Annotated in this window: 15 protein-coding genes and 1 pseudogene; 9 read left to right on the plus strand and 7 right to left on the minus strand. The window is 71.7% G+C overall.

The window, feature by feature from the left end; translation table 11 throughout:
• Positions 1-138 precede the first annotated feature (138 nt).
• Together OG199_RS34135 and OG199_RS34140 are read left to right on the plus strand one after the other, a co-directional pair.
• Complete coding sequence (locus tag OG199_RS34135; RefSeq protein ID WP_356800801.1) at positions 139-459, plus strand: bifunctional 3-phenylpropionate/cinnamic acid dioxygenase ferredoxin subunit; 321 nt, start codon at positions 139-141, stop codon at positions 457-459.
• Complete coding sequence (locus tag OG199_RS34140; RefSeq protein WP_405832701.1) at positions 456-1,721, plus strand: NAD(P)/FAD-dependent oxidoreductase; 1,266 nt, start codon at positions 456-458, stop codon at positions 1,719-1,721. The genes OG199_RS34135 and OG199_RS34140 overlap by 4 nt, the downstream gene beginning before the upstream one ends.
• Positions 1,722-1,969: 248 nt before the next feature.
• Here the strand turns inward: OG199_RS34140 and OG199_RS34145 are convergent, their stop codons facing one another.
• A complete protein-coding gene (locus tag OG199_RS34145; RefSeq protein ID WP_405832703.1) occupies positions 1,970-2,665 on the minus strand; it encodes a hypothetical protein in 696 nt (231 codons plus the stop codon).
• 613 nt (positions 2,666-3,278) lie between these two features.
• On the opposite strand from OG199_RS34145, the gene OG199_RS34150 reads away from it, so the two are divergent.
• The 5 genes and pseudogenes from OG199_RS34150 to OG199_RS34170 all read left to right on the plus strand — a co-directional run bounded on the left by OG199_RS34150 (position 3,279) and on the right by OG199_RS34170 (position 11,274).
• Entirely contained in the window at positions 3,279-6,188 is a 2,910-nt protein-coding gene (locus OG199_RS34150) for a nitrate- and nitrite sensing domain-containing protein (protein ID WP_405832705.1), read from the plus strand.
• Entirely contained in the window at positions 6,185-6,625 is a 441-nt protein-coding gene (locus OG199_RS34155; protein WP_153291761.1) for a roadblock/LC7 domain-containing protein, read from the plus strand. The genes OG199_RS34150 and OG199_RS34155 overlap by 4 nt, the downstream gene beginning before the upstream one ends.
• Before the next feature lie 9 nt (positions 6,626-6,634).
• Complete coding sequence (locus OG199_RS34160) at positions 6,635-7,030, plus strand: DUF742 domain-containing protein (RefSeq protein WP_356800797.1); 396 nt, start codon at positions 6,635-6,637, stop codon at positions 7,028-7,030.
• Positions 7,031-7,054: 24 nt separating this feature from the next.
• Positions 7,055-10,688: pseudogene (locus OG199_RS34165) on the plus strand (hydantoinase B/oxoprolinase family protein).
• Complete coding sequence (locus OG199_RS34170; RefSeq protein ID WP_356800796.1) at positions 10,669-11,274, plus strand: ATP/GTP-binding protein; 606 nt, start codon at positions 10,669-10,671, stop codon at positions 11,272-11,274. The pseudogene OG199_RS34165 and the gene OG199_RS34170 overlap by 20 nt, the downstream one beginning before the upstream one ends.
• A gap of 118 nt (positions 11,275-11,392) precedes the next feature.
• Here the strand turns inward: OG199_RS34170 and glpK are convergent, their stop codons facing one another.
• From glpK to OG199_RS34195, 5 genes are all read right to left on the minus strand, one after another.
• The gene (gene glpK, locus OG199_RS34175) at positions 11,393-12,913 is read right to left on the minus strand and encodes a glycerol kinase GlpK (RefSeq protein WP_405832708.1); all 1,521 of its coding nucleotides are present in this window, start codon (positions 12,911-12,913) and stop codon (positions 11,393-11,395) included.
• A gap of 13 nt (positions 12,914-12,926) precedes the next feature.
• Positions 12,927-13,667 carry an MIP/aquaporin family protein gene (locus OG199_RS34180; RefSeq protein WP_405832710.1) on the minus strand — a complete coding sequence of 247 codons (741 nt, stop codon included), beginning with the start codon at positions 13,665-13,667 and terminating at the stop codon, positions 12,927-12,929.
• Between the two features lie 509 nt (positions 13,668-14,176).
• Entirely contained in the window at positions 14,177-15,802 is a 1,626-nt protein-coding gene (locus OG199_RS34185; protein ID WP_405832711.1) for an EAL domain-containing protein, read from the minus strand.
• A gap of 99 nt (positions 15,803-15,901) precedes the next feature.
• Entirely contained in the window at positions 15,902-17,092 is a 1,191-nt protein-coding gene (locus OG199_RS34190; protein ID WP_405834759.1) for a lipid-transfer protein, read from the minus strand.
• 26 nt (positions 17,093-17,118) lie between these two features.
• Positions 17,119-17,544 carry a zinc ribbon domain-containing protein gene (locus tag OG199_RS34195; RefSeq protein WP_356800810.1) on the minus strand — a complete coding sequence of 142 codons (426 nt, stop codon included), beginning with the start codon at positions 17,542-17,544 and terminating at the stop codon, positions 17,119-17,121.
• Positions 17,545-17,822: 278 nt separating this feature from the next.
• Here OG199_RS34195 and OG199_RS34200 point away from each other — a divergent pair, with 278 nt between their 5' ends.
• Together OG199_RS34200 and OG199_RS34205 are read left to right on the plus strand one after the other, a co-directional pair.
• Positions 17,823-18,632 carry a M15 family metallopeptidase gene (locus OG199_RS34200; RefSeq protein ID WP_405832713.1) on the plus strand — a complete coding sequence of 270 codons (810 nt, stop codon included), beginning with the start codon at positions 17,823-17,825 and terminating at the stop codon, positions 18,630-18,632.
• 127 nt (positions 18,633-18,759) lie between these two features.
• Positions 18,760-19,293, plus strand: coding sequence for an NUDIX domain-containing protein (locus OG199_RS34205; protein ID WP_356800791.1), 534 nt, complete (start codon positions 18,760-18,762; stop codon positions 19,291-19,293).
• A gap of 26 nt (positions 19,294-19,319) precedes the next feature.
• Here the strand turns inward: OG199_RS34205 and OG199_RS34210 are convergent, their stop codons facing one another.
• The gene (locus OG199_RS34210; protein ID WP_405832715.1) at positions 19,320-21,686 is read right to left on the minus strand and encodes a TIM-barrel domain-containing protein; all 2,367 of its coding nucleotides are present in this window, start codon (positions 21,684-21,686) and stop codon (positions 19,320-19,322) included.
• Between the last annotated feature and the right edge of the window lie 40 nt (positions 21,687-21,726).

Raw genomic sequence — 21,726 nt, forward strand, 5'->3', positions numbered from 1 at the left:
CGGATTCTGTTGCGCATAGCGCTCCCTCGTGCGCCATGCGAAACATCATGTTACCGAAGCGTCCGGAACCGGAAAGGTGCCCGGACCATCTGGACCAGGAGGTCCCGGACGCCGAGTCCCGGACCGAGAGGGGGGCCCATGATTCCCGTCTGCCGCCTTGCCGACCTCCCCGCGGGCGCATCCGTCCGTGTCGACACCACGCCACCCATCGCCGTGTTCAACGCCGACGGCGAGCTCTACGCCATCGACGACACCTGCACCCACCAGGACGCCTCCCTCTCGGAAGGCTGGCTGGAGGGCTGTCTGGTCGAGTGCCCCCTGCACGCCGCCTCCTTCGATCTCCGTACGGGGCAGCCGACATGTCTTCCGGCACGGCGTCCCGTCCGCACCCATCGCGTCACCGTCGACGACGGAATCATCCACGTCCACCTGGTCGCGGAGGAGGGCACCGCCGCATGAGGACCGTGACCGTCGTCGGCGCCTCGCTCTCCGGTCTGTACGCCGCCCGGGAACTACGGGCCCAGGGCTTCGACGGCCGCCTGGTGATCGTCGGCGACGAGGCCCATGCCCCGTACGACCGTCCGCCCCTGTCCAAGGACTTCCTCACCGGCCGCGCCGACGAGGCCCGACTCGCCCTGACCGACGCGGAGGAGAGAGCCGGACTCGACGCCGAGTGGCTGCTCGGCGTACGTGCTCGTGGCCTCGACGCCCGCGGCCGCGCCGTCCTCCTCGACGACGGCCGTACCGTCTCCACGGACGGCGTGGTCATCGCCACCGGCGCCTCGGCCCGCCGTCTTCCGGGTGACGATCTCACCGGTGTGCACACCCTGCGCACCCTCGACGACGCCCGAGCCCTGCGCGAGGAACTCATCCACGGACCGCGCCGCGTCGTCGTCATCGGCGGCGGCTTCATCGGCGCCGAGACCGCTTCCTCCTGTGCCGGACTCGGTCACGACGTCACCGTCGTCGAAGCCGCCCCGCTGCCTCTTGTCGCCCCACTCGGCCCCGAAATGGCCACGCTGTGCGCCGCGTTGCACCGACGCGGCGGCGTCGAGCTGGTGACGGGCACCGGGGTCGCCGCGCTACGGGGGAGGAGCGGAGGCGGCGCGAGCCGGGACCTGGGCACGACCGGTCCGGGGCACGCCCAGGACGGCCCGGCCGGTCGCACCGTCACCGGAGTGGAGCTCTCCGACGGACGGGTCCTGCCCGCCGACGTCGTGATCGTCGGTATCGGCGCCACCCCGAACACCGGCTGGCTGGCCGGCTCGACACTCGCACTGCAGGACGGCGTGCTGTGTGACGACGGCTGCGTCACCGGGCTGCCTCAGGTGGTCGCCGTCGGCGACGTCGCCCGCGTCGGAGGCACCCGATCCGAGCACTGGACCTCCGCCACGGAACAACCCCGCGTCGCCGTGGGCAACCTGCTCGCCGGACGCACCGTCGGGACCGTAACTGCCCTGCCCTACTTCTGGTCCGATCAGTACGGCGCGCGCATCCAGTTCGCGGGGCGCCGCCGGAAGGCGGACACCGTCCGGATCGCCGAGGGCACCGTCGTGGACGGCGCACCGGGCGAGGGTGGCTTCCTCGCCCTGTACGAACGCGACGGCCGCACCACCGCCGTGCTCTCCATGGACCGCCCGCGCCCCTTCATGAGGGCACGGCGCCAACTGGCGTACGAACAGGGCCCGGTGGAGCAGGTCGAAGCCACCGCGAACCTCTGACGGCGCCTCGACGTCGATCTTCTCGACGACGATCCGACGGTGACCCGATGAGCGCGAGGCGCGGGCCGGTCCGACCGACCGGCCCCGGCCCGGCGCCCGGGACGCGACCCCGGGAGCGCGAGCCCCCGGAGTCCCGCGTCGCGAGAGCCGGCCTCGGGCACGGACATCAGAGCTGTCGACCGTGCCGACCTCGGGGCGCCGACCTCGGAGGGTTCAGAGGTGCCGACGCCGCCCTCAGCGCCTCCGCCTCAGGGGTGCGACAACCGCCCGGCGCCGCCCCGCCGTTGTATCCGCTCCTGCGCCCGTTCCGACGAGCGCGCCTGGCGTCGCGCCCGACGACGCTCGCGCCGCAGGGCCCTGGCGGTGCTGCTCGGCTCGGACACGACCCCGTTCCGCTGGTTCCACACCTGTCGGGTGACCCAGACGTCGAGGACGGCCCAGGTCGCCACGACCGTGCTGGCCACGCTGCTCAGGACCATGGGGAAGGCCAGCCAGGACTCCGCCATCGTGGACAGGAAGGCGGTCACGGCCTGGATCAGCGTCACGGCGATGATGAGGACCGCCCGCACGGCCGCCGTTCTCACGGGGTCGGGCAACCGCCGACGGCGCGCCGGCTCCTCGATCCACAACGGCCGGTAGTACGCCTGCGCTTCGCGCGCGGCGACGCCCCGGCCGACCGCGCCGCGCGCGCTCGCCGCCCCCTGCACCCCGGCGGCCGCTCCCGTCTCCTGCACCTGCCCGTACCCGTCGGCCGCACCGCCCGGTCTGCCCGCGTGCTCGTGCTCACGGGACGCCGTGGCAGGGCCACCCCGTCGTGCGGATCCACTCCCGACGCCGGTGTGGTTGCCTCCGTCCCGCGCGCCGGGCTGCCGCCCGATCACGGGATCCTGCTCCTGATGCGAGGTGCCCCGCCCGCTCGACCGCTCGCGCTCGGCCGTGGCCACTCCCCGTCCGCCCGCTTCGCCGGGTCCGCCCGTCCCCGCGTGCCGCCCGTCCCCTCGATCGTGCCCGTCCAACGGGCTGTCGCGATCCGGTGCCTGTGCGGTTCCACGCTCCGCCACCGGTGCCGCAACACCGCTCCCGGACGTCCCGTGCCGCTCCGCCGTGCCCATCAACTCGTCACTCCCCACCGCCCAGCAGACCTCTCGCACGGGTGCCGTACGACACCTGCTCCCCAGTGGCTGCCCGGCTTGCGCTGCTTTACGCCGCCTGGACGCGGCATGCGACCCCTGTGGCCGATTCCGCCCCCATCTCCCACAAAGAAAGACGAACGGAGTACCCCGAAGATTCCCAACCAGCGAAAAAATCCGGCCAACTGACCAAGTTCACCGGTCCGATGCGATTCGCTCACGCGTGCTGGAATCAGGGAGGCAATCTCCCCCAATGAACGGACAACTGCCCATCTCCGGTTCCCGGAAGCGCGGAGGTCCGTGACCTTCGCGGCGGGCGGCCGCCCGGACAGCCCTTCGAGTTACCTGTGAGTCAGTAGTAGGCTCACGCCGTTTGTTGACGCACAGGTGTGCCCCCGGGCCGGAGGGGGCCGAGCTGGGGGAGGCCATGCGCTTTCGCGGGAAGTCCATCCGCCGGAAGATCGTGGCGCTGCTCCTCGTGCCGCTCCTCTCCCTGACGGGTATCTGGGCCTTCGCGACGGTCATCACCGGGCGCGAGGCGAACCAGTTGTTCAACGTGTCCGATGTCGTCGAGAAGATCGGCTACCCCACCGAGGACACCGTCGGTGTCCTCCAGCAGGAGCGCCGCCAGACACTCGTCTATCTCGCCGATCCCCGCGCGTCCGACGCGCTCGCGGCGCTGCGGCACAGCCGGACCGTCACGGACCGGGCCGTGGCGAAGGTCCGCAGGAACGCCAAGAGCGACGGCATGCACGAGAAGATGGGCGCGGGCACCGCCGAGCGCCTCACCGTCATGCTGGACGCCCTCGACGGCATCGACTCGCTGCGCCGCAGCGTCGAGGAGGGCACCGTCAACCGGGCCCAGGCCCTCGACCTCTACAACCGTCTCGTCGACCCCTGCTACACCCTGGTCTCCAACCTCCATCTCGTCGACAACGTGGAGATGGACAAGCAGGGCCGCGCCCTCGTCGACATCGACAACGCCCGCGAGCTGCTCTCCCGCGAGGACGCCCTGCTCGGTTCCGCACTGGTCGCGGGACGCGTCACCGGCGACGAGATCCGTGACATCTCCGATCTCGTCGCCCAGCGCACGCTGCTCTACGACGTCAGCCTGCCGCTGCTGCCCGACTCGGAGAGCGAGCGCTACGAGAGCTACTGGAAGAACGCCGACACGGCACCCCTGCGCGTGGCCGAGCAGGCCGTCGTCACCTCCCCGGCCGGTTCGCCCCACGGCGTCACCGCGAAGAGCTGGGACCGGGCCGCCGGGCATGTGCTCGACGAACTCGGCGACCTCGACGACACGGCGAGCGACCGCTACCACGACCGGATCCGGCCCGTGGCCACGGGAGTTGTCGTCAAGGCGGCCATCGCCGGCGTCCTCGGGCTCGTCGCCCTGCTGGTCTCGGTCATCATGTCCGTCCGCATCGGCCGGGGCCTCATCCGCGACCTGGGCCGACTGCGTCTGGAGGCCCACGAGGCCTCCGGCGTCCGCCTGCCCAGCGTGATGCGCCGGCTCTCCGCGGGCGAACAGGTCGACGCCGAGACCGAAGCACCGCGCCTGGAGTACGACAGGAACGAGATCGGCGAGGTCGGCCAGGCCCTCAACACCCTCCAGCGCGCCGCTGTCGAGGCCGCTGTCAAACAGTCCGAACTGCGCGACGGCGTCTCCGAGGTCTTCGTCAATCTCGCCCGCCGCAGTCAGGTGCTGCTCCACAAACAACTCACCCTCCTCGACACCATGGAACGCAGGACCGAGGACACCGACGAACTCGCCGACCTGTTCCGCCTGGACCACCTGACCACGCGTATGCGCCGGCACGCCGAGGGGCTGGTCATCCTCTCCGGCGCCGCCCCCTCCCGGCAGTGGCGCAAGCCCGTTCAGCTCATGGACATCGTCCGCGCCGCCGTCGCCGAGGTGGAGGACTACGAGCGCATCGAGGTGCGCCGGCTGCCCCGCGTCGCCGTCACCGGACCGGGGGTGGCCGACATCACCCACCTCGTGGCCGAACTCCTGGAGAACGCCACGGTGTTCTCGCCCCCGCACACGGCCGTGCAGGTCATCGGCGAACGCGTCGCCAACGGCTTCACCCTGGAGATCCACGACCGCGGCCTCGGCATGGCGGCCGAAGCACTCCTCGACGCCAATCTGCGGCTCGCCGAAACCCCCGAGTTCGAGCTCTCCGACACCGACCGGCTCGGTCTTTTCGTCGTCAGCAGGCTCGCCCAGCGGCAGAACGTGCGCGTCTCCCTCCAGCCTTCCCCGTACGGCGGAACGACCGCCATCGTCTTCCTTCCGGACGCGCTGCTCACGGACGACGTCCCGGACACCAACGGCATCGGCTTCCGTCTGGACCGCACGCTGCCCTCGAAGGAGGGCAAGGTCGAGGCGGACCGCAAGACGGCGCTGTCCGAGGTCCCGGTGCGCCTGCCAGGCCTGCCCGCCTCGATCCTGGACGGCCCGGTCGAACTGGAGGCGCCGGTGGAGCTGGACGCCCTCGGCGGATTCCCCGACGCTCTCGACGAGGACACCGGACAGGACGGTCTGTTCGGGCCGCGCCGCTCCATCGCCGGTGGACCGGTCGAGCACCAGCAGCCGGCCCCTGACGGGCAGGACGAGACGGCCCGCACCGATGAGGACCGTCCGCCCGCCCCGGTGCCGCTGCCGCGGCGCAGGTCCCCCCAACTCGTCAGCTCGCACGGACGTCCCGTGACCCGGACGCGGCCCCGGCGCGGCGAGACGGACGAGCGGACCGCCGAGAAGGACGAGCGGACCGCCGACGCCGAGGATCCGGCCAAGGGCCCGGAGCCGGAACTGCCCGGTGTCGCGGGCGTGGCCGAGCGCGGGAGCGCGAAGCCGTCGGCCGTCCGGCGCACCGAACGCACCGACACCTCTGCGCGCCGCCAGGGCGAACGCGCCCAGGGCGCGGGCCGCCGCTCCGGCCTGCCGGGCCCCCGGTCCGAGACGCCGGGCCCCGGCCAGGAGACCCCCGCGCTGCCGAGGCGCACCCGTCGCACCTCTCGACCGGTCACACCCGGGACCGTCCCGAGCTCCGACACCGTGCCCGAAGCGTCCGAACCGGGTACGAGCCCCCTGCCCCGTCGCGTCCGACAGGCCCATCTGGCGCCGCAGTTGAAGGACGGACCCGAGCGGCGCGGGGAGCGCGAGGGGGCCGGCGCCCTCCGTGGGCCGGATCCCGCCGACCGTGACGCCGAAGAGGTACGCAACCGGATGGCCTCGCTCCAGCGCGGCTGGCGGCGCGGCCGCGAGGAGAACGCCGCGGGCGACCAGGCCCAGGACGGCACAGCACCAGGAACCACAGAGGGGGACGGCCGATGACCGCGCCGAAGACAACAGGGCCCACCGAGACCGGCACGGCGTCGGGAGAGCTGAACTGGCTCCTCGACGACCTGGTGGACCGCGTCGCCAGTATCCGCAAGGCGATCGTGCTCTCCGGCGACGGCCTGCCGACCGGGGCGTCCAAGGACCTGACCCGCGAGGACAGCGAGCACCTGGCCGCGGTCGCCTCCGGCTTCCACAGCCTGGCCAAGGGGGTCGGACGACACTTCGAGGCGGGCGGCGTACGGCAGACCGTCGTCGAGCTCGAGAACGCCTTCCTCTTCGTCACGGCAGCCGGCGACGGCAGCTGCCTCGCCGTGTTCTCGGACGCCGACTCCGACGTAGGGCAGGTCGCCTACGAGATGACCCTCCTGGTGAAGCGGGTCGGCGCACATCTGGCCGCCGCTCCGCGCACCGATCTGCCCTCCGGCGGGTAGTGGGATGGCATGAGCGGAGACGGTCAGGGAACAAGCCACTGGTTCGACGACGACGCCGGACCGGTGGTCCGGCCCTATGCGATGACGCGCGGCCGCACCACCAGCCCGGCCCAGCACCGCCTCGACCTGATCGCCGTGGTCGTCGCCGAACCCCACGCGGACGACCCCGAAGCGGACCACAGCCTGTCCCCGGAACACGTGGACATCGTGGAACTCTGCCGCGACACGCCCCAGTCGGTCGCCGAACTCGCCGCCGAGCTCGACCTCCCCGTCGGAGTGGTACGGGTCCTGATCGGCGACCTCGTGCACGAGGAAATGGTCCATGTGACACGTCCCGTACCCCCTGCCGAGCTGCCGGACGAGAGTATTCTGCGCGACGTGATCAACGGCCTCCGAGCGCTCTGAGCTGGGCGGAAGCGGGGAACATAAGTGACTGGCTGGCAGTTCTGGGTCGACCGGGGTGGCACCTTCACCGACATCGTCGCGCGCCGCCCGGACGGCCGTCTGCTCACGCACAAACTGCTGTCCGACAACCCCGCCCGGTACACCGACGCGGCGGTGGCGGGCGTACGCGAACTCCTCGGCGACGACGGCCGGGATCTCCGGGACACGCCCGTGGACGCCGTCCGCATGGGCACCACCGTCGCCACCAACGCCCTCCTGGAACGCAAGGGAGAGCGCACCCTTCTCGTCATCACCCGCGGCTTCCGGGACGCCCTGCGCATCGCCTACCAGAACCGCCCCCGGATCTTCGCCCGCGCCATCGAACTGCCCGAGCTGCTGTACGAGCGCGTGGTCGAGGTCGACGAGCGGATCGCCGCCGACGGCACCGTCCTGCGCGCCCCCGACCTCGACGCCCTCGCCGCGCCCCTCCAGGAGGCGTACGACTCCGGCATCCGCGCCGTCGCCGTCGTCTGCATGCACAGTCACCTCCACCCCACCCACGAACAGGCCGTCGGTGAACTCGCGGCCACGGTCGGATTCCCGCAGATCTCGCTCTCCAGCGAGGTCAGCCCATTGATGAGGCTGGTCCCGCGGGGCGACACGGCGGTCGTGGACGCCTACCTGTCGCCGGTGCTGCGCCGATACGTCCAGCACGTCGCCGACGAACTCCGCGGCGTGCGGCTGATGTTCATGCAGTCCAACGGAGGGCTCACCGAAGCCGGCCAGTTCCGCGGCAAGGACGCCATCCTGTCCGGGCCCGCGGGCGGCATCGTCGGCATGGCCCGGATGTCGCAGCTCGCGGGCTTCGACCGTGTCATCGGATTCGACATGGGCGGCACCTCCACGGACGTCTCGCACTTCGCGGGCGAGTACGAACGCGTCTTCACCACGCGGATCGCCGGGGTCCGGCTGCGCGCACCCATGCTGGACATCCACACCGTCGCCGCCGGGGGCGGCTCCGTGCTTCACTTCGACGGCTCCCGCTACCGCGTCGGACCCGACTCGGCCGGCGCCGCTCCCGGCCCCGCCTCCTACCGCGGTGGTGGCCCGCTCACGGTCACCGACGCCAACGTGGCACTCGGCCGCATCCAGTCCGCGTACTTCCCCCAGGTGTTCGGCCCCGAGGGCGACCAGGCCCTCGACGACACGCTCGTCCGCGGCCGGTTCGCCGCTCTCGCGCGCGAGATCCGCGAGAAGACCGGCGACGACCGCACCCCCGAACAGGTGGCTGAGGGGTACCTGCAGATCGCCGTGGCCAACATCGCCAACGCAGTCAAGCGGATCTCGGTGCAGCAGGGCCACGACGTCACCCGGTACGCGCTCACCACCTTCGGCGGCGCGGGCGGTCAGCACGCGTGCATGGTGGCCGACTCGCTCGGCATCCGCACCGTCCTCGTCCCGCCCATGGCCGGTGTCCTCTCCGCCCTCGGCATCGGGCTCGCCGACACCACGGCCATGCGCGAGCAGTCCGTGGAGGCACCCCTGGCGGCCTCCGCGATGCCCGGTGTCCTCAAGACCGCCGACGACCTGGAAGGCGCGGCGCGCGCCGAACTCCTCGCCGAGGACGTGCCCGGAGACCGCATCCGTGTCACCCGCCGCGCCCAGCTCCGCTACGACGGCACCGACACGGCGCTCACCGTCGAGCTGACGCGGCCCGACACCATGACCCGGGCCTTCGAAGAACTCCATCGCGCCACCTACTCCTTCACCCTCGATCGTCCGGTCGTCGTGGAAGCCCTGTCCGTGGAGGCCACCGGTCTCACCGAACCCCCCGATCTCTCCGCCCTCGTCCCCTCTTCGTCCGCCCCCGGTGCGGCGGAGGCGGTCAGCCTCCACACGGGGGGCGCCTGGCGCGACGTGCCCCTGCACCGCCGCGAGGAACTGCCCCCCGGGCAGACCGTCACCGGACCCGCGATCATCACCGAGGCCAGCGCGACGACCGTCGTCGACGACGGCTGGCGGGCCGCGGCGACCGACGACGGGCATCTGGTCATGGAACGCGTGGCGGTTACGCAGAGTTCCGATCTCGGCACGGAAGCGGACCCGGTCCTCCTGGAGGTCTTCAACAACCTCTTCATGTCCATCGCCGAGCAGATGGGCGCCCGACTGGAGTCCACCGCCCAGTCGGTGAACATCAAGGAGCGCCTGGACTTCTCCTGCGCCCTCTTCGACCCCGACGGCAGCCTGGTGGCCAACGCACCGCACATCCCGGTGCACTTGGGCTCCATGGGCACCAGCGTGCAGGAGGTCGTCCGACGGCGCGGCGACGGCATGCGGCCCGGCGACGCCTACGCGGTCAACGACCCGTACCACGGTGGCACACACCTGCCGGACGTCACCGTGATCACCCCGGTGTTCGACACGGAGGGTGAGCGGATCCTCTTCTACGTCGCCTCGCGCGGCCACCACGCCGAGATCGGCGGCATCGCGCCGGGTTCCATGCCCGCGAACAGCCGCACCATCGACGAGGAAGGCATCCTCTTCGACAACTGGCCGCTCGCCGAGAACGGCCGGTTCCGCGAGGCGGAGACACTGGCCCTGCTCACCGAGGCGCCCTACCCCTCGCGCGACCCGGAGACCAACCTCGCCGACCTGCGCGCCCAGATCGCCGCCAACCAGAAGGGCGTCACCGAAGTCGCCCGCATGATCGAGAACTTCGGCATCGACGTCGTCCAGGCGTATATGCGCCACGTGCAGGACAACGCCGAGGAAGCCGTGCGACGCGTCATCGACGCCCTGGAGGACGGCGAGTTCGCCTACGAGACCGACTCCGGGGCCGTCATCCGGGTCGGCGTGCGGGTGGACCGCCGCGAGCGCTCCGCGACCATCGACTTCACGGGGACGTCCGCGCAGCTCACCACCAATTTCAACGCGCCCTTCTCCGTGGTCGACGCCGCGGTTCTCTACGTCTTCCGCACCCTGGTCGACGACGACATCCCGCTCAACGAAGGCTGCCTGCGCCCCCTCGACATCGTGGTGCCGCCCGGCTCGATGCTCGCCCCCGAGTCCCCGGCCGCCGTGGTCGCCGGCAATGTGGAGACGTCCCAGGCGATCACCGGAGCGCTGTACGGAGCCCTGGGTGTACAGGCCGAGGGCTCCGGCACGATGAACAACGTCTCGTTCGGCAACGAGCGCTACCAGTACTACGAGACCGTGGCCTCCGGATCGGGGGCCGGTGACGGCTTCCCCGGCGCGTCCGTCGTGCAGACCCACATGACGAACTCGCGGCTCACCGACCCCGAGGTGCTGGAGTGGCGGCTGCCGGTCCGGCTCGACGAGTTCGCGGTCCGGCACGGCAGCGGAGGACGGGGACGCTGGAACGGCGGGGACGGCGCCGTGCGCCGGATCCGGTTCCTCGAGCCGATGACCGTCTCCACGCTCTCCCAGCACCGCCGGATGGCGCCCTACGGTATGGCGGGCGGCGAGCCGGGAGCACTCGGCGCGGGCCGGGTGGAGCGCGCCGACGGCACCGTCACCGAACTTGGCGGAAGTGCTACGACGGATGTCGGCCCCGGCGACGTACTCGTCATCGAAACCCCCGGCGGCGGGGGCTACGGCCCACCGCCGCACGATTCCCCATCAAGCAGGAGTAGAGATCGATGATCTTCGGGCGTTCTGAGCGCGGCAAGCCCCCGGTCGAGCCCGTCACGCTCAAGATCCTGGTGGCCGGCGGCTTCGGCGTGGGCAAGACGACCCTGGTCGGCGCGGTCAGTGAGATCAAGCCGCTGCGCACCGAGGAGGTGCTCACCGAGGCGGGCCGGCCCGTGGACGACACCAGCGGTGTGGAGAGCAAGAACACCACCACCGTCGCCATGGACTTCGGCCGCATCACGCTCCGCGAGGACCTGGTGCTGTACCTCTTCGGGACGCCCGGACAGGACCGCTTCTGGTTCCTGTGGGACGAACTGGCGACCGGTTCGCTCGGCGCGATCGTGCTGGCCGACACCCGCCGCCTGGAGGACTGCTTCGCCGCCGTCGACTACTTCGAGCGGCGCTCCATCCCGTTCGTGATGGGGGTCAACTGCTTCGAAGGAGCGGCCCGCCACCCGGTCGAAGAGGTGCGTCGGGCTCTCGACCTCGACGCGGACGTGCCGCTCGTCCTGTGCGACGCACGGGACCGGGAGTCGGCCAAGGAGGTTCTCATCGAGGTCGTCCAGCACGCGTTGGCCACCGCGGCCGACCGACGCGAACCGGTCACGACCTGACCCGGGCCCACGCGCGGCACGTCGGACGCGGCCCGTACCCCCGCCGACCGGGGTACGGGCCGCAGCTGCGCACGCGCGCGTGCGCCTCACACGGGCCACGCGCGCGTGGACCTCGTTCTCAGCCGACGTCGTCCGTGTGCCAGCCGAAGCTCTTCTCCACCGCCTTGCGCCAGTTGTGGTACTCGCGGTCGCGTACGGAGGCCTCCATGGCCGGTGTCCACTCGACGTCCTTCTGCCAGTGCGACTTCAGCTCGTCGAGGTCGTTCCACACGCCGGTGGCGAGCCCGGCCGCGTAGGCCGCTCCCAGACACGTCGTCTCGGAGACCTTCGGGCGGATCACCGGCACGCCGAGGACATCCGCCTGGTGCTGCATCAGCAGATTGTTCTTGGTCATGCCGCCGTCCACCTTCAAGGTGGTGATCTGCACCCCGGAGTCCTGGAACATGGCGTCCACGACCTCCCGGGTCTGCCAGCTCGTCGCCTCCAGGACCGCACGGGCGAGGTGCGCCTTCGTGACGTACCGGGTGAGGCCGGTGACGACACCGCGGGCGTCGGAGCGCCAGTAGGGGGCGAACAGGCCGGAGAACGCGGGCACGATGTACGCGCCGCCGTTGTCCTCGACGCTCGCGGCCAGCGGCTCGATCTCGTCGGCGGTACGGATGATGCCGAGCTGGTCGCGGAACCACTGCACCAGGGCGCCGGTGATCGCGATCGACCCCTCGAGGCAGTAGACGGGCGCCTCACCGCCGATCTTGTACCCCATGGTGGTGAGCAGCCCGTTCTTCGAGGGTACGGGCCGGTTGCCGGTGTTGAGCAGCAGGAAACTGCCCGTTCCGTACGTGTTCTTGGCCGTCCCCACGTCGTAGCAGGCCTGCCCGAAGATCGCCGCCTGCTGGTCGCCGAGCGCCGACGCCACGGGGACGCCCGCGAGCTGGCCCACGGCGGTGCCGTACACCTCGGCGGAGGACCTGATCTCGGGCAGCACCGCTTCGGGGACGTTCATGGCGGAGAGGATGGACTGGTCCCACTGGAGGGTCTCCAGGTTCATCAGCATCGTGCGCCCGGCGTTGGTGACGTCGGTGACGTGTCGTCCGCCGTTCGTGCCGCCCGTCAGGTTCCAGATCAGCCAGGAGTCGATGGTGCCGAAGGCGATCTCGCCGCGTTCGGCACGCGCGCGCAGGCCCGGCACGTTGTCCAGCAGCCAGGCGGCCTTGGGCCCGGAGAAGTAGCTGGCCAGCGGCAGGCCGGTCTGCTCGCGGAAGCGGTCCTGGCCGTCCGTGCCGCCCAGTTCGTGGCAGAGCGCGGAGGTCCGGGTGTCCTGCCAGACGATGGCGTTGTGCACGGGCTTGCCGGTGGCGCGGTCCCACAGGACCGTCGTCTCGCGCTGGTTGGTGATGCCGAGCGCGCTCAGCTGGTCGGCGCGCAGGCCGGCCTTGGCGATCGCGCCGGCCACCACCGCCTGCACCTTGGACCAGATCTCGGTGGCGTCGTGTTCCACCCACCCCGGCTTGGGGAAGATCTGGCGGTGCTCGCGCTGGTCGACGGCGACGATCGCGCCGCTCCGGTCGAAGATGATGCAGCGGCTCGAGGTGGTGCCCTGGTCGATTGCGGCGACGTACTTCTCGGCGTTGTCCGTCATGACGTCCCCTTCGTCAGAAGGCTGCGTTGTAGATCGCGGCCCCGATGGCGGCACCCGCGATCGGGCCGACCACGGGGATCCAGGAGTAGCTCCACTGCGAGGTGCCCTTGTTGGGAATCGGCAGCAGTGCGTGGATGAGGCGTGGTCCCAGGTCGCGGGCCGGGTTGATGGCGTACCCGGTGGGGCCGCCCAGCGAGAGGCCGATACCGACGACGAGGAACGCGATGAGCTGTACCGGAAGTCCCGCGTCGCCGATCCCCGCCACGTGCTTGTGGCCGCCGACCATGGCCAGAATGGGCAGCATCAGGCCGACGGTGGCGATGGTCTCGGTGAGGAGGTTCTGGACCGGGTTGTCGATCTCGGGCCGGGTCGAGAAGATGCCCAGCGTCTCGATGGCGTTGTCCTCGTCCGCGTTGAGGTTGAACTGGCCGAGGTAGAGCAGCCAGCAGAGGATGGCGCCGACGGCGGCTCCGGCGAACTGCCCCAGGAGGTAGAAGGGCACGTCCTCCCACTTGGTCGAGCCCTCGATGGCGAAACCGATGGTCACGGCCGGGTTGATCTGGCCCCCGGACAGCGGCGCGGCGGTGTACGCGCCGGCGAGCACGCCGAATCCCCACCCGAAGGCGATGACCACCCAGCCGGCGCCCTGCGCCTTGGACTTGTCGAGTGTGACAGCGGCGCAGACGCCCGCGCCGAACAGAATCAGAATCGCAGTGCCGATCAACTCGCCGACAAATATGTCGCCGTTGCTCATGGCGGCTCCTAGGCCTCGCCCGGAGCGGACCGCCCCGGGCCACCGTGCAGGGTGCGTTTCCCATGGCCACCTCAGCCGAGGGCAGGGAGATCCCGCGCCCCGCCCGGCGTCCGTGACGAGCGTGCCGTCGCAGCGGAATCGCCTGTGGGGGTACGGCCTTGGCACAGGTCGGGAACCCGAGCGGCGCGGTGCCTGGAGAGGCCCGAACGCGGCGATGCCGACTGACACCCGGAAGTGTTCACCGGTGCCCAGGGGGCGTCAAGGTCGGTGACGGGAACGGTTGAGGGCCGTGAACGAGCCAGGATCGGCACGCCGCACGGGCCTTCCGGCCCACTCGTTGCGGGCCGCCGCCCCCAGGGCACCGCCCGTCACGCGGCTCCCGGGTCGCAGCCCGTCACGCGGCTCTAGTACCCCCGCGCTCCAGGCGGCTCCCGCGTTCCCGCAAGTCACCCGGCACCCGGTCGCCGCACCGGCCCGCGGGAGAACCACTCCTCCCGGCCCCTTGCCGCTCAGCCCGCCTGCGCCTGCGCCGCGCCCGAACCGCGGCGGATCTCACAGCCCGGCAGACCCGCACGCCCCAGCACCCAGCTCGCCCCGTTCAGTGCCTTCGCCGCCTGCTTCAGCGGCGCCAGACAGGCCGCCGCCTGCCGGTGGTCGCTCACGCTTCCCGGCGCGCACAGGACCGTGGCCAACGACAGCGTGACGGGCCGTCCGCCCGCCGACCAGGGCGCGTCGAGCACGGACTTGGCCAGCGGGTCGAGCATGTCCGGGTCCGCCAGGACCAGGAAGTCGTCGCCACCGATGTGCCCCACTCGGGTGGCCTCGGACGCCGCGAGCTGCAGAGCCCGCCCGACCGCGCGGATCAGCTCGTCGCCCGCAGCGAACCCCGCCCCGTCGTTGACCTGCTTGAAATGGTCGACGTCCAGCCAGCTGAGCGCGAACACCAGGCCGTGGGCGATCCGCCGGTCCACCTCCGTGGTGATCGCGTCCGAACCGGGCAGCCTCGTCAACGGGTTGAGCCCCGCCGCCTCCTCGACCCGGCTCTCGGAGAGCGCTCGCACGAGATCGGCCAGGCGTACGACCCCCACGCACCGCCCGTAGCGGTCGACGACCGCCACATCGTCGGACGTACGGTCCCGCTCCCCGTCCGCCACCACGTCGAGGACCTCCCACGCGGTGGCGTCCACGCCGACCGTGCGCGGCGGATCACCGAGCTTGGCGGCCGGACGGTCGGCGTACAGCGCGTGCCCGTAGGGACCGGACATGGACAGCAGGAATCGTGACCGGTGCACCGAGCGGACCGGGATACCGGCGGAGTCCACGAGCAGCACCCCGGACACGTCGGGCGACCCGGTGAGCAGCGCGCGTACCCGTTTCGCGGACGCCGTCGCGGGCAGCAGCGCGGCGGGCCGGACGAACTGCAGCACCGAAGGCCCGGACGGGGGCGTCGGGGCGACGCCGGGGGAGAGGGCCGGAACGTATACGTCCGCCGCGGGCAGCCGGGTGGGCGGCGCGAACAGGTCGCCCTGCGCCAGCTGGGCGCCCGCCGACACCGCGGCCGCGCACTGCAGCTCCGTCTCGACGCCCTCCACGGACAACAGCGCGCCCAGCTCTTCGCACAGCGTCCGCATCGCCCGCACGGCCGCGGGGCGCGCCAGCAGGGACACGTCGAGCTTCACCAGCTCGGGCGCGAGATCCGTGAGCAGGCGCAGCGGTACGTCGCCGTCGCCCACGCCGTCCGCGCAGATCCGGAAGCCGTCGCCGCGCAGCGTGGCGACCGCCTCCAGCAGGGCGTGCTGCGGGACATGCGTGTACGGCGGACCGATGTCGACCGTCACCTCCCACGGCAGCCGTCCGGCCGCGCGGACCGCCTCGCGCAGCGCCGCGAGTCCGCCGAGATCGGCCAGTGTCCCGGCGAACACGTTGACGTGCAGCGGCAGCAGCGTCTCCTGGCGGGCCGCCGCGCGGATCGCCAACGCGGCCAGCCGGCCGTCGAGTTCGGGATCGCGACGGGCCTGCGCGAGGATGTCGCCGGCCTCCGGACGGGCGAGCATCTCCAGCGCCGCAACCCCTCCGGTCGTCAGGTTGACGACCGGCTGGAAGGCGAAGCGGACAGTATCCGTCCAGGAGGGCACGGAAGCATACTGGCGCCGTCCGCGCGCGCCCGGGCTCGATTCACGAGCTGTTCACGCGGGATTCCCGAGTCGTCACAGAGAGTGCGAAAGTCTGCCGGCTCAGCGGACGGCGACCACCGACGACCCGTGTCCGAAGAGGCCTTGGTTCGCGGTGATCCCCACGCGTGCTCCCGTGATCTGCCGGTCGCCCGCGTGGCCCCGCAGCTGCCAGGTCAGCTCGCACACCTGGGCTATGGCCTGTGCCGGAACGGCTTCACCGAAGGAGGCCAGGCCGCCGCTGGCGTTGACCGGTATCCGGCCGTCGAGTGCCGTGGCGCCCTCCCGCAGCAGCTTCGCCGCCTCGCCCTCCGCGCACAGCCCGAGATCCTCGTACCACTGCAACTCCAGCGCCGTGGACAGGTCGTACACCTCGGCCAGCGACAGGTCCTCGGGACCGATGCCCGCCTCCTCGTAGGCCGCCCGCGCGATCGAGGCGCGGAAGGTGTCCGCCGCGGGCTCCGCCGCGACGGCGGAGTCCGTGGCGATGTCCGGGAGATCCAGCACGGTGTTGGGATAGCGCGGTGTCACCGTCGACACCGCGCGGATCCGCACGGGGTGCGGTGTCCCGTGCCGTCGTGCGAACTCCATGCTCGACAGCACCAGGGCGGCACCGCCGTCGGAGGTCGCGCAGATGTCGAGCAGCCGCAGCGGATCGGCGACGACCGCGGAGCCGGCCACCTCCTCGGCGGTGACCCTCTTGCGGTACCGCGCGTTCGGGTTCAGCGCCCCGAAGGCGGCGTTCTTCACCTTGACCTGCGCGAAGTCCTCCAGCGTGTCCCCGTGGACGGCCATCCGCCTGCGCGCGTACAGCCCGAAGTACGTCGGATTCGTCGCCCCGAGGACACGGAACCGCAGCCAGTCGGGATCGTCCGGCCGGTCCCCGCCCGCCGGACGGAAGAACCCCTTGGGTGCCGCGTCCGCGCCCACCACGAGCACCAGGTCCGCGAGTCCCGACAGGATCTGCGCCCGCGCGGTGCCGACGGCCTGCGCTCCGGAGGCGCACGCCGCGTACACGCTGGTCACCCGCGCACCCTGCCAGCCGAGCGCCTTCGCGAAGGTCGCGCCCGCCACATGTCCGGGATAGCCTCCGCGCACGGTGTCCGCGCCCACGACCGAGTCGACGTCCCGCCAGTCGACTCCCGCGTCGGCCAGCGCCGCGCGGGCCGCCGCGACCCCGTACTCGACGAAGCCGTGTCCCCACTTGCCCCAGGGGTGCATGCCCGCGCCGAGCACCGCCACCTCGCCGCTCACGCCGTCACCCCCGTGCCGCGTTCCGCTCATGCCGTCACCCCCGTCGGCCGCCAGTGCCACGTCGTCCACGTCGTCTCCTCGTCCTCGTTGAGCACGCCGGGGACGACCTCCACCTCCATGCCCACCGCCAGATCGACGGCGCGGACACCGGGAACCGTCTGACCGAGGACGACGATCCGCTCGGACTCCAGCTCCACAGCGATCAACGCGTAGGGTTCCCACGAGAGTTCCGGATCGGTCACATACGGTGACGGAGGCCGGTACCGGCTGTCCGTGTAGGACCAGACGCGACCGCGTCGGGAGAGCGGGACCTCGGTCAGGTCACCGCCCGGGCAGCCGGGATTGCGGCAGAAGGCGTCCTCGCGGGGGAAGAAGACCGAGGCGCACGCCGAGCAGCGCGTGCCGAGCAGATGGAACCCGTCCCCGTCTCCGGCGAACCATCCGGCGACCACGGGTGTGCGTGTACGCGACAAGACCCCTCCATGGCAGTGGATCTGACGGAACGTCAGAAGTGTGCCACGGGCAACGGAAAATGGGCAGCGTCGGAAGAGAACCACGCAGGCCCCCGGGGCGTCGGAGTACAGGAGGGACGGCCGGGGCCCACGGGGGTGGTTCCGGCCGTCCCTGCGGCGGGGACGCTCAGGGGCCCGCAGTGAATCGGTCGCCCGACACGGCCGGACGTATGCGGCCCCTTCCCCGTCGAAGCCCATACCTGGTAGACGCAGGGGGCATGACACGACTCTCCGGCGCCGTGCGCGGCCTCATGACCGCGCTCGCCGCCCTGCTGGCCGTGACCGCCGCCTCCGCCACCGCCCGTGCGACGCCCGAGCCGAAGGCCCCCGACGACTTCGTCGCCCTGAGGTCCGTGGACCCGACGATCGTCCAGGAGATGCGCTACTTCACCCCGCACAACTTCGTGGGCGAGCGGGTCGACGGCTACCGGCAACCCGTCTGCATCCTCACCCGGCCCGCCGCCGAGGCCCTCCACAAGGCGCAGACGCGACTGCTGCGCCGGGGCTACACCCTCAAGGTGTACGACTGCTACCGGCCGCAACGAGCCGTCGACCACTTCGTCCGCTGGGCCGAGAACCTCGACGACCAGGCGATGAAGCCCGAGTTCTATCCCCAGGTCGACAAGACCCGTCTGTTCGAGGACGGTTACATCGCCGAGAAGTCCGGACACAGCCGCGGTTCGACGATGGACCTCACGATCGTAGGACTGCCGGCGAAGCCCACCAGGCCGTACGTTCCCGGACAGACCCTCGTACCCTGCTACGCCTCCAAGGGCGAGCGGTTCCCGGACAATTCGCTGGACATGGGCACCGGCTTCGACTGCTTCGACACGCTCGCCCACACCCTGGACCCGCGCATCCAGGGAGCGCAGCGCACCAACCGGCTGCTCCTGAAGGACACCCTCGAAGGCCTCGGGTTCGTCAACCTCGCCGAGGAATGGTGGCACTACACCTACAAGCCCGAGCCCTATCCGGACACCTACTTCGACTTCCCCGTGTCCGACAGGTCGCTGACCTCGACCCGCTGAGCCGGTAGCCCGCCCCGTGAGGACGGGGCGGGCACGCCGCACGGCATCGCGACCGCGGACGGGCCGAAGACGGACCGAAGACAGAGGCGCCCGAAGCCGGTGCCGGGTGATCGGCTACAGTCCCGGCGTGTCCGAAACCCCGCACCCGCCTGCCGACTTCGCCCCCGACTCGCACTGTTCGAGTTGCGGAGCACCCTACGGAGAGGGCATCTCCGGCTGGCCCCGCACCTGCCCCGCCTGCGGAGCCGTCGCCTACCGCAACCCCTTGCCGGTCGCGGTGGCCCTGCAGCCCGTCTACGACGCCCAGGGCACCGCCCTGGTCGTCATCACCCGGACCATCACCCCCGCGCGCGGGGGTATCGCCCTGCCCGGCGGCTTCATAGACGACCGGGAGGACTGGCGGCACGCCGTCGTCCGGGAGCTCAGGGAAGAGACGGGCATCGACGCCGCCAGCCGCGAGGTTCGCCTCGCCGACGCGATGAGCTCTCCCGCCGGCCACCTGCTGCTCTTCGGTCTCCTCCCGGAGCGCCCCGCGGCCGACCTTCCTGCCTCCGCCGCCACGGACGAGACCGAGGGCTGGCACCTGCTGCGCAGGCCGGCCGAACTCGCCTTCCCGCTGCACACCCTGGCGGCCAGGGCATGGTTCGAGGGACGGTACTGAGGAGACCCTCGGCCCCGTAGGGCCCTTCAGGGCGTCCCGAGACCCCGCATCCGAACGGGACGCCCCGGCTCGCTCGTGCCGTTGTCCCCCTCGCGCCGGACGACCACGCGCTTCCCCTCCCAGCGCGTCACATAGCGTTCCACCTCCGGCTCGTCCCAGCCGTCGCCCTCGTCGGGCACCACGAGGCCACCACCGGTCCTCCCGCGCGCGGGGGCCCACACCTCCAGCTCCAGAGCGCCGTCATCGCCCCGGACGGGCAGAACGGCACCCGCGCGCGCCAGAACCGGAATCCGCGACAAGGGGGCGTCGAGCAGCACCTGGGCCGGCCCCTCGTACGCCTCTTCGGTGACGGTGTCGTACCAGCGCCCCCGCGGCAGCTGGACCGCACGACGGTCCGCCCCGTGGTCCAGCACCGGTGCCACGAGGAGACAGTCACCGAGCAGGAAGGTGTCCTCGCAGTCGCGCAGCGCCCGGTCCTCGGGCGCGCCCCACCACACCGGACGCACGTACGGTGCTCCGGTCCGGGCCGCCAGATGCGCGAGCGTCACGAAGTAGGGCAACAGTCGCCGCCGCTCGACGAGCGCCACGCGCGCGTGCTCCAGAACGTCGGCACCGAACTCCCAGGGCTCCCGGCGCCCCGCCCGCAGACTCGCGTGCGTACGGAACAGCGGCAGATACGCGCCGAGCTGGAACCACCGCAGATACAGCTCCGGCGACGGACTCCCGTCGAAGCCGCCCACGTCCGGCCCCGAGTAGGGCACCCCGCACAGACCGAGCCCCAGCACCAACGACAGCGACGCTCGCAAACCGGGCCAGCTGGTGGCCACGTCCCCGGACCAGGTCCCTCCGTAGCGCTGCATTCCGGCCCACCCGGAGCGCGAGAAGAGGAACGGCCGCTCCTGGGGAGCCAACTGGCGCAGACCCTCGTACGCGGCCCGGGCCATCCCCAGGGCGTACACATTGTGCGCCTCACGATGGTCGCCCCCGCGCCCCTCCAGAGAGTGCCGCGCCGACCGAGGCAGCGTCGACTCCCCGAAAGCCGTGAACGACGTCGGCTCGTTCATGTCGTGCCAGAAGCCCGCGAACCCCTGCGCCAGCCGCTCCTCGTAGAGACCGCCCCACCACTGCCGCACGCGCGCGTCCGTGAAGTCCGGATGGACCGAGTCCCCGGCCCACACGACACTCCGTACGGGCCGGTCCGAGGCATCCCTCACGAAGGCGTTCTCGGCGACGCCACTGTCGTACACCGCGTTGCCCGGCTCGGCCTTGACGGCCGCGTCGACGATCGACACCAACCGGATGCCGTCACGACGCAGATCCCCGGCGAGCGCCGGCAGTTTCGGGAACCGTTCCCGGTCGACCGTGAACACCTGGTGCGCGTCGTAGTGGTCGATGTCCAGATGGACCGCGTCGAGGGGCAGATCACGCTCCTGGTAGCCCGCGACGATGCGCCGCACCTCCTGCTCGCTGCCGAAGCCCCAGCGCGCGTGATGGTGCCCCAGCGCCCAGGCGGGCGGCAGCGCGGGCGCTCCGGCCAGCGACACCCACGCGTGCAGCACGCGCGCGGGGGTGCCCACTATCACCCAGCAGCGCAGTGGCCCGCCGTCCACCCGCAGCTCGCACGTCCCGGCCCGGTCATGGCCGGAGCCCGCACCCTCCTCGCCCTCGCGCAGGGCCACCGTGCCGTCCCACGAGGTGTCGTGGAACACGAGATGGGTGGCCGCGTCGGCCACCACCATCTGCACGGGCATGGTGATGTATAGCGGGTCCTCGCCGGGCGCGAAGGCACGCCCCGGATCGGTGTTCCACAACCGGTACGTGCCGTCGCGCAGCCGGGGACCCCCCGCGCGGCCGCCGAGACCGAAGAACCGGGCGTCGGCGGCCACTTCCGAACGCTGCATCCAGCGCGCCGCGCCCCCGCCGACCGGCTCCCACCAGCGGGGCGGCAGATCGCGGCGCAGGATCACCCCACCAGGGGTGCGCACCTCGACGGCGCCGTGCCGCGAGACGGCGACCGTCACCCGTTCGGCCACCACCCGCCACCCGCCGTCCTTGTCGGGCTCCAGGACGGCTCGCGGGTCCGGCTCCGGACAACGGCCGGCGAGCCCGTACGACGGCTCCGGACCGGCGCCGTCCCAGCCCCAGAACACCGCGCCACTCACCGCGACCATGATCCGCAGTTCGGATCGGGTGAACCGCACGACACCGCCGCCCGGCCCAGGTTCCACGGCCTGCACCGGGCCCGGCACCCGCGCACGCTCGGCACCCCGCCGCGGCAGGCCGGCGGCATCGGCACGCCGCCTGCGCCATGCGGCCCGCACGGTCCGCACCCCTTGGGCCGCCCCCGTCGAACCGACCGCCTTCACCGAACGCACCAGGTCACGACCATCCATGCTGCTCACCCTGCCATTGCCTCCACTGAACGGGTGAGTC

It is taken from the genome of Streptomyces sp. NBC_01176 (assembly GCF_045039825.1).
Taxonomy (GTDB): Bacteria; Actinomycetota; Actinomycetes; order Streptomycetales; family Streptomycetaceae; genus Streptomyces.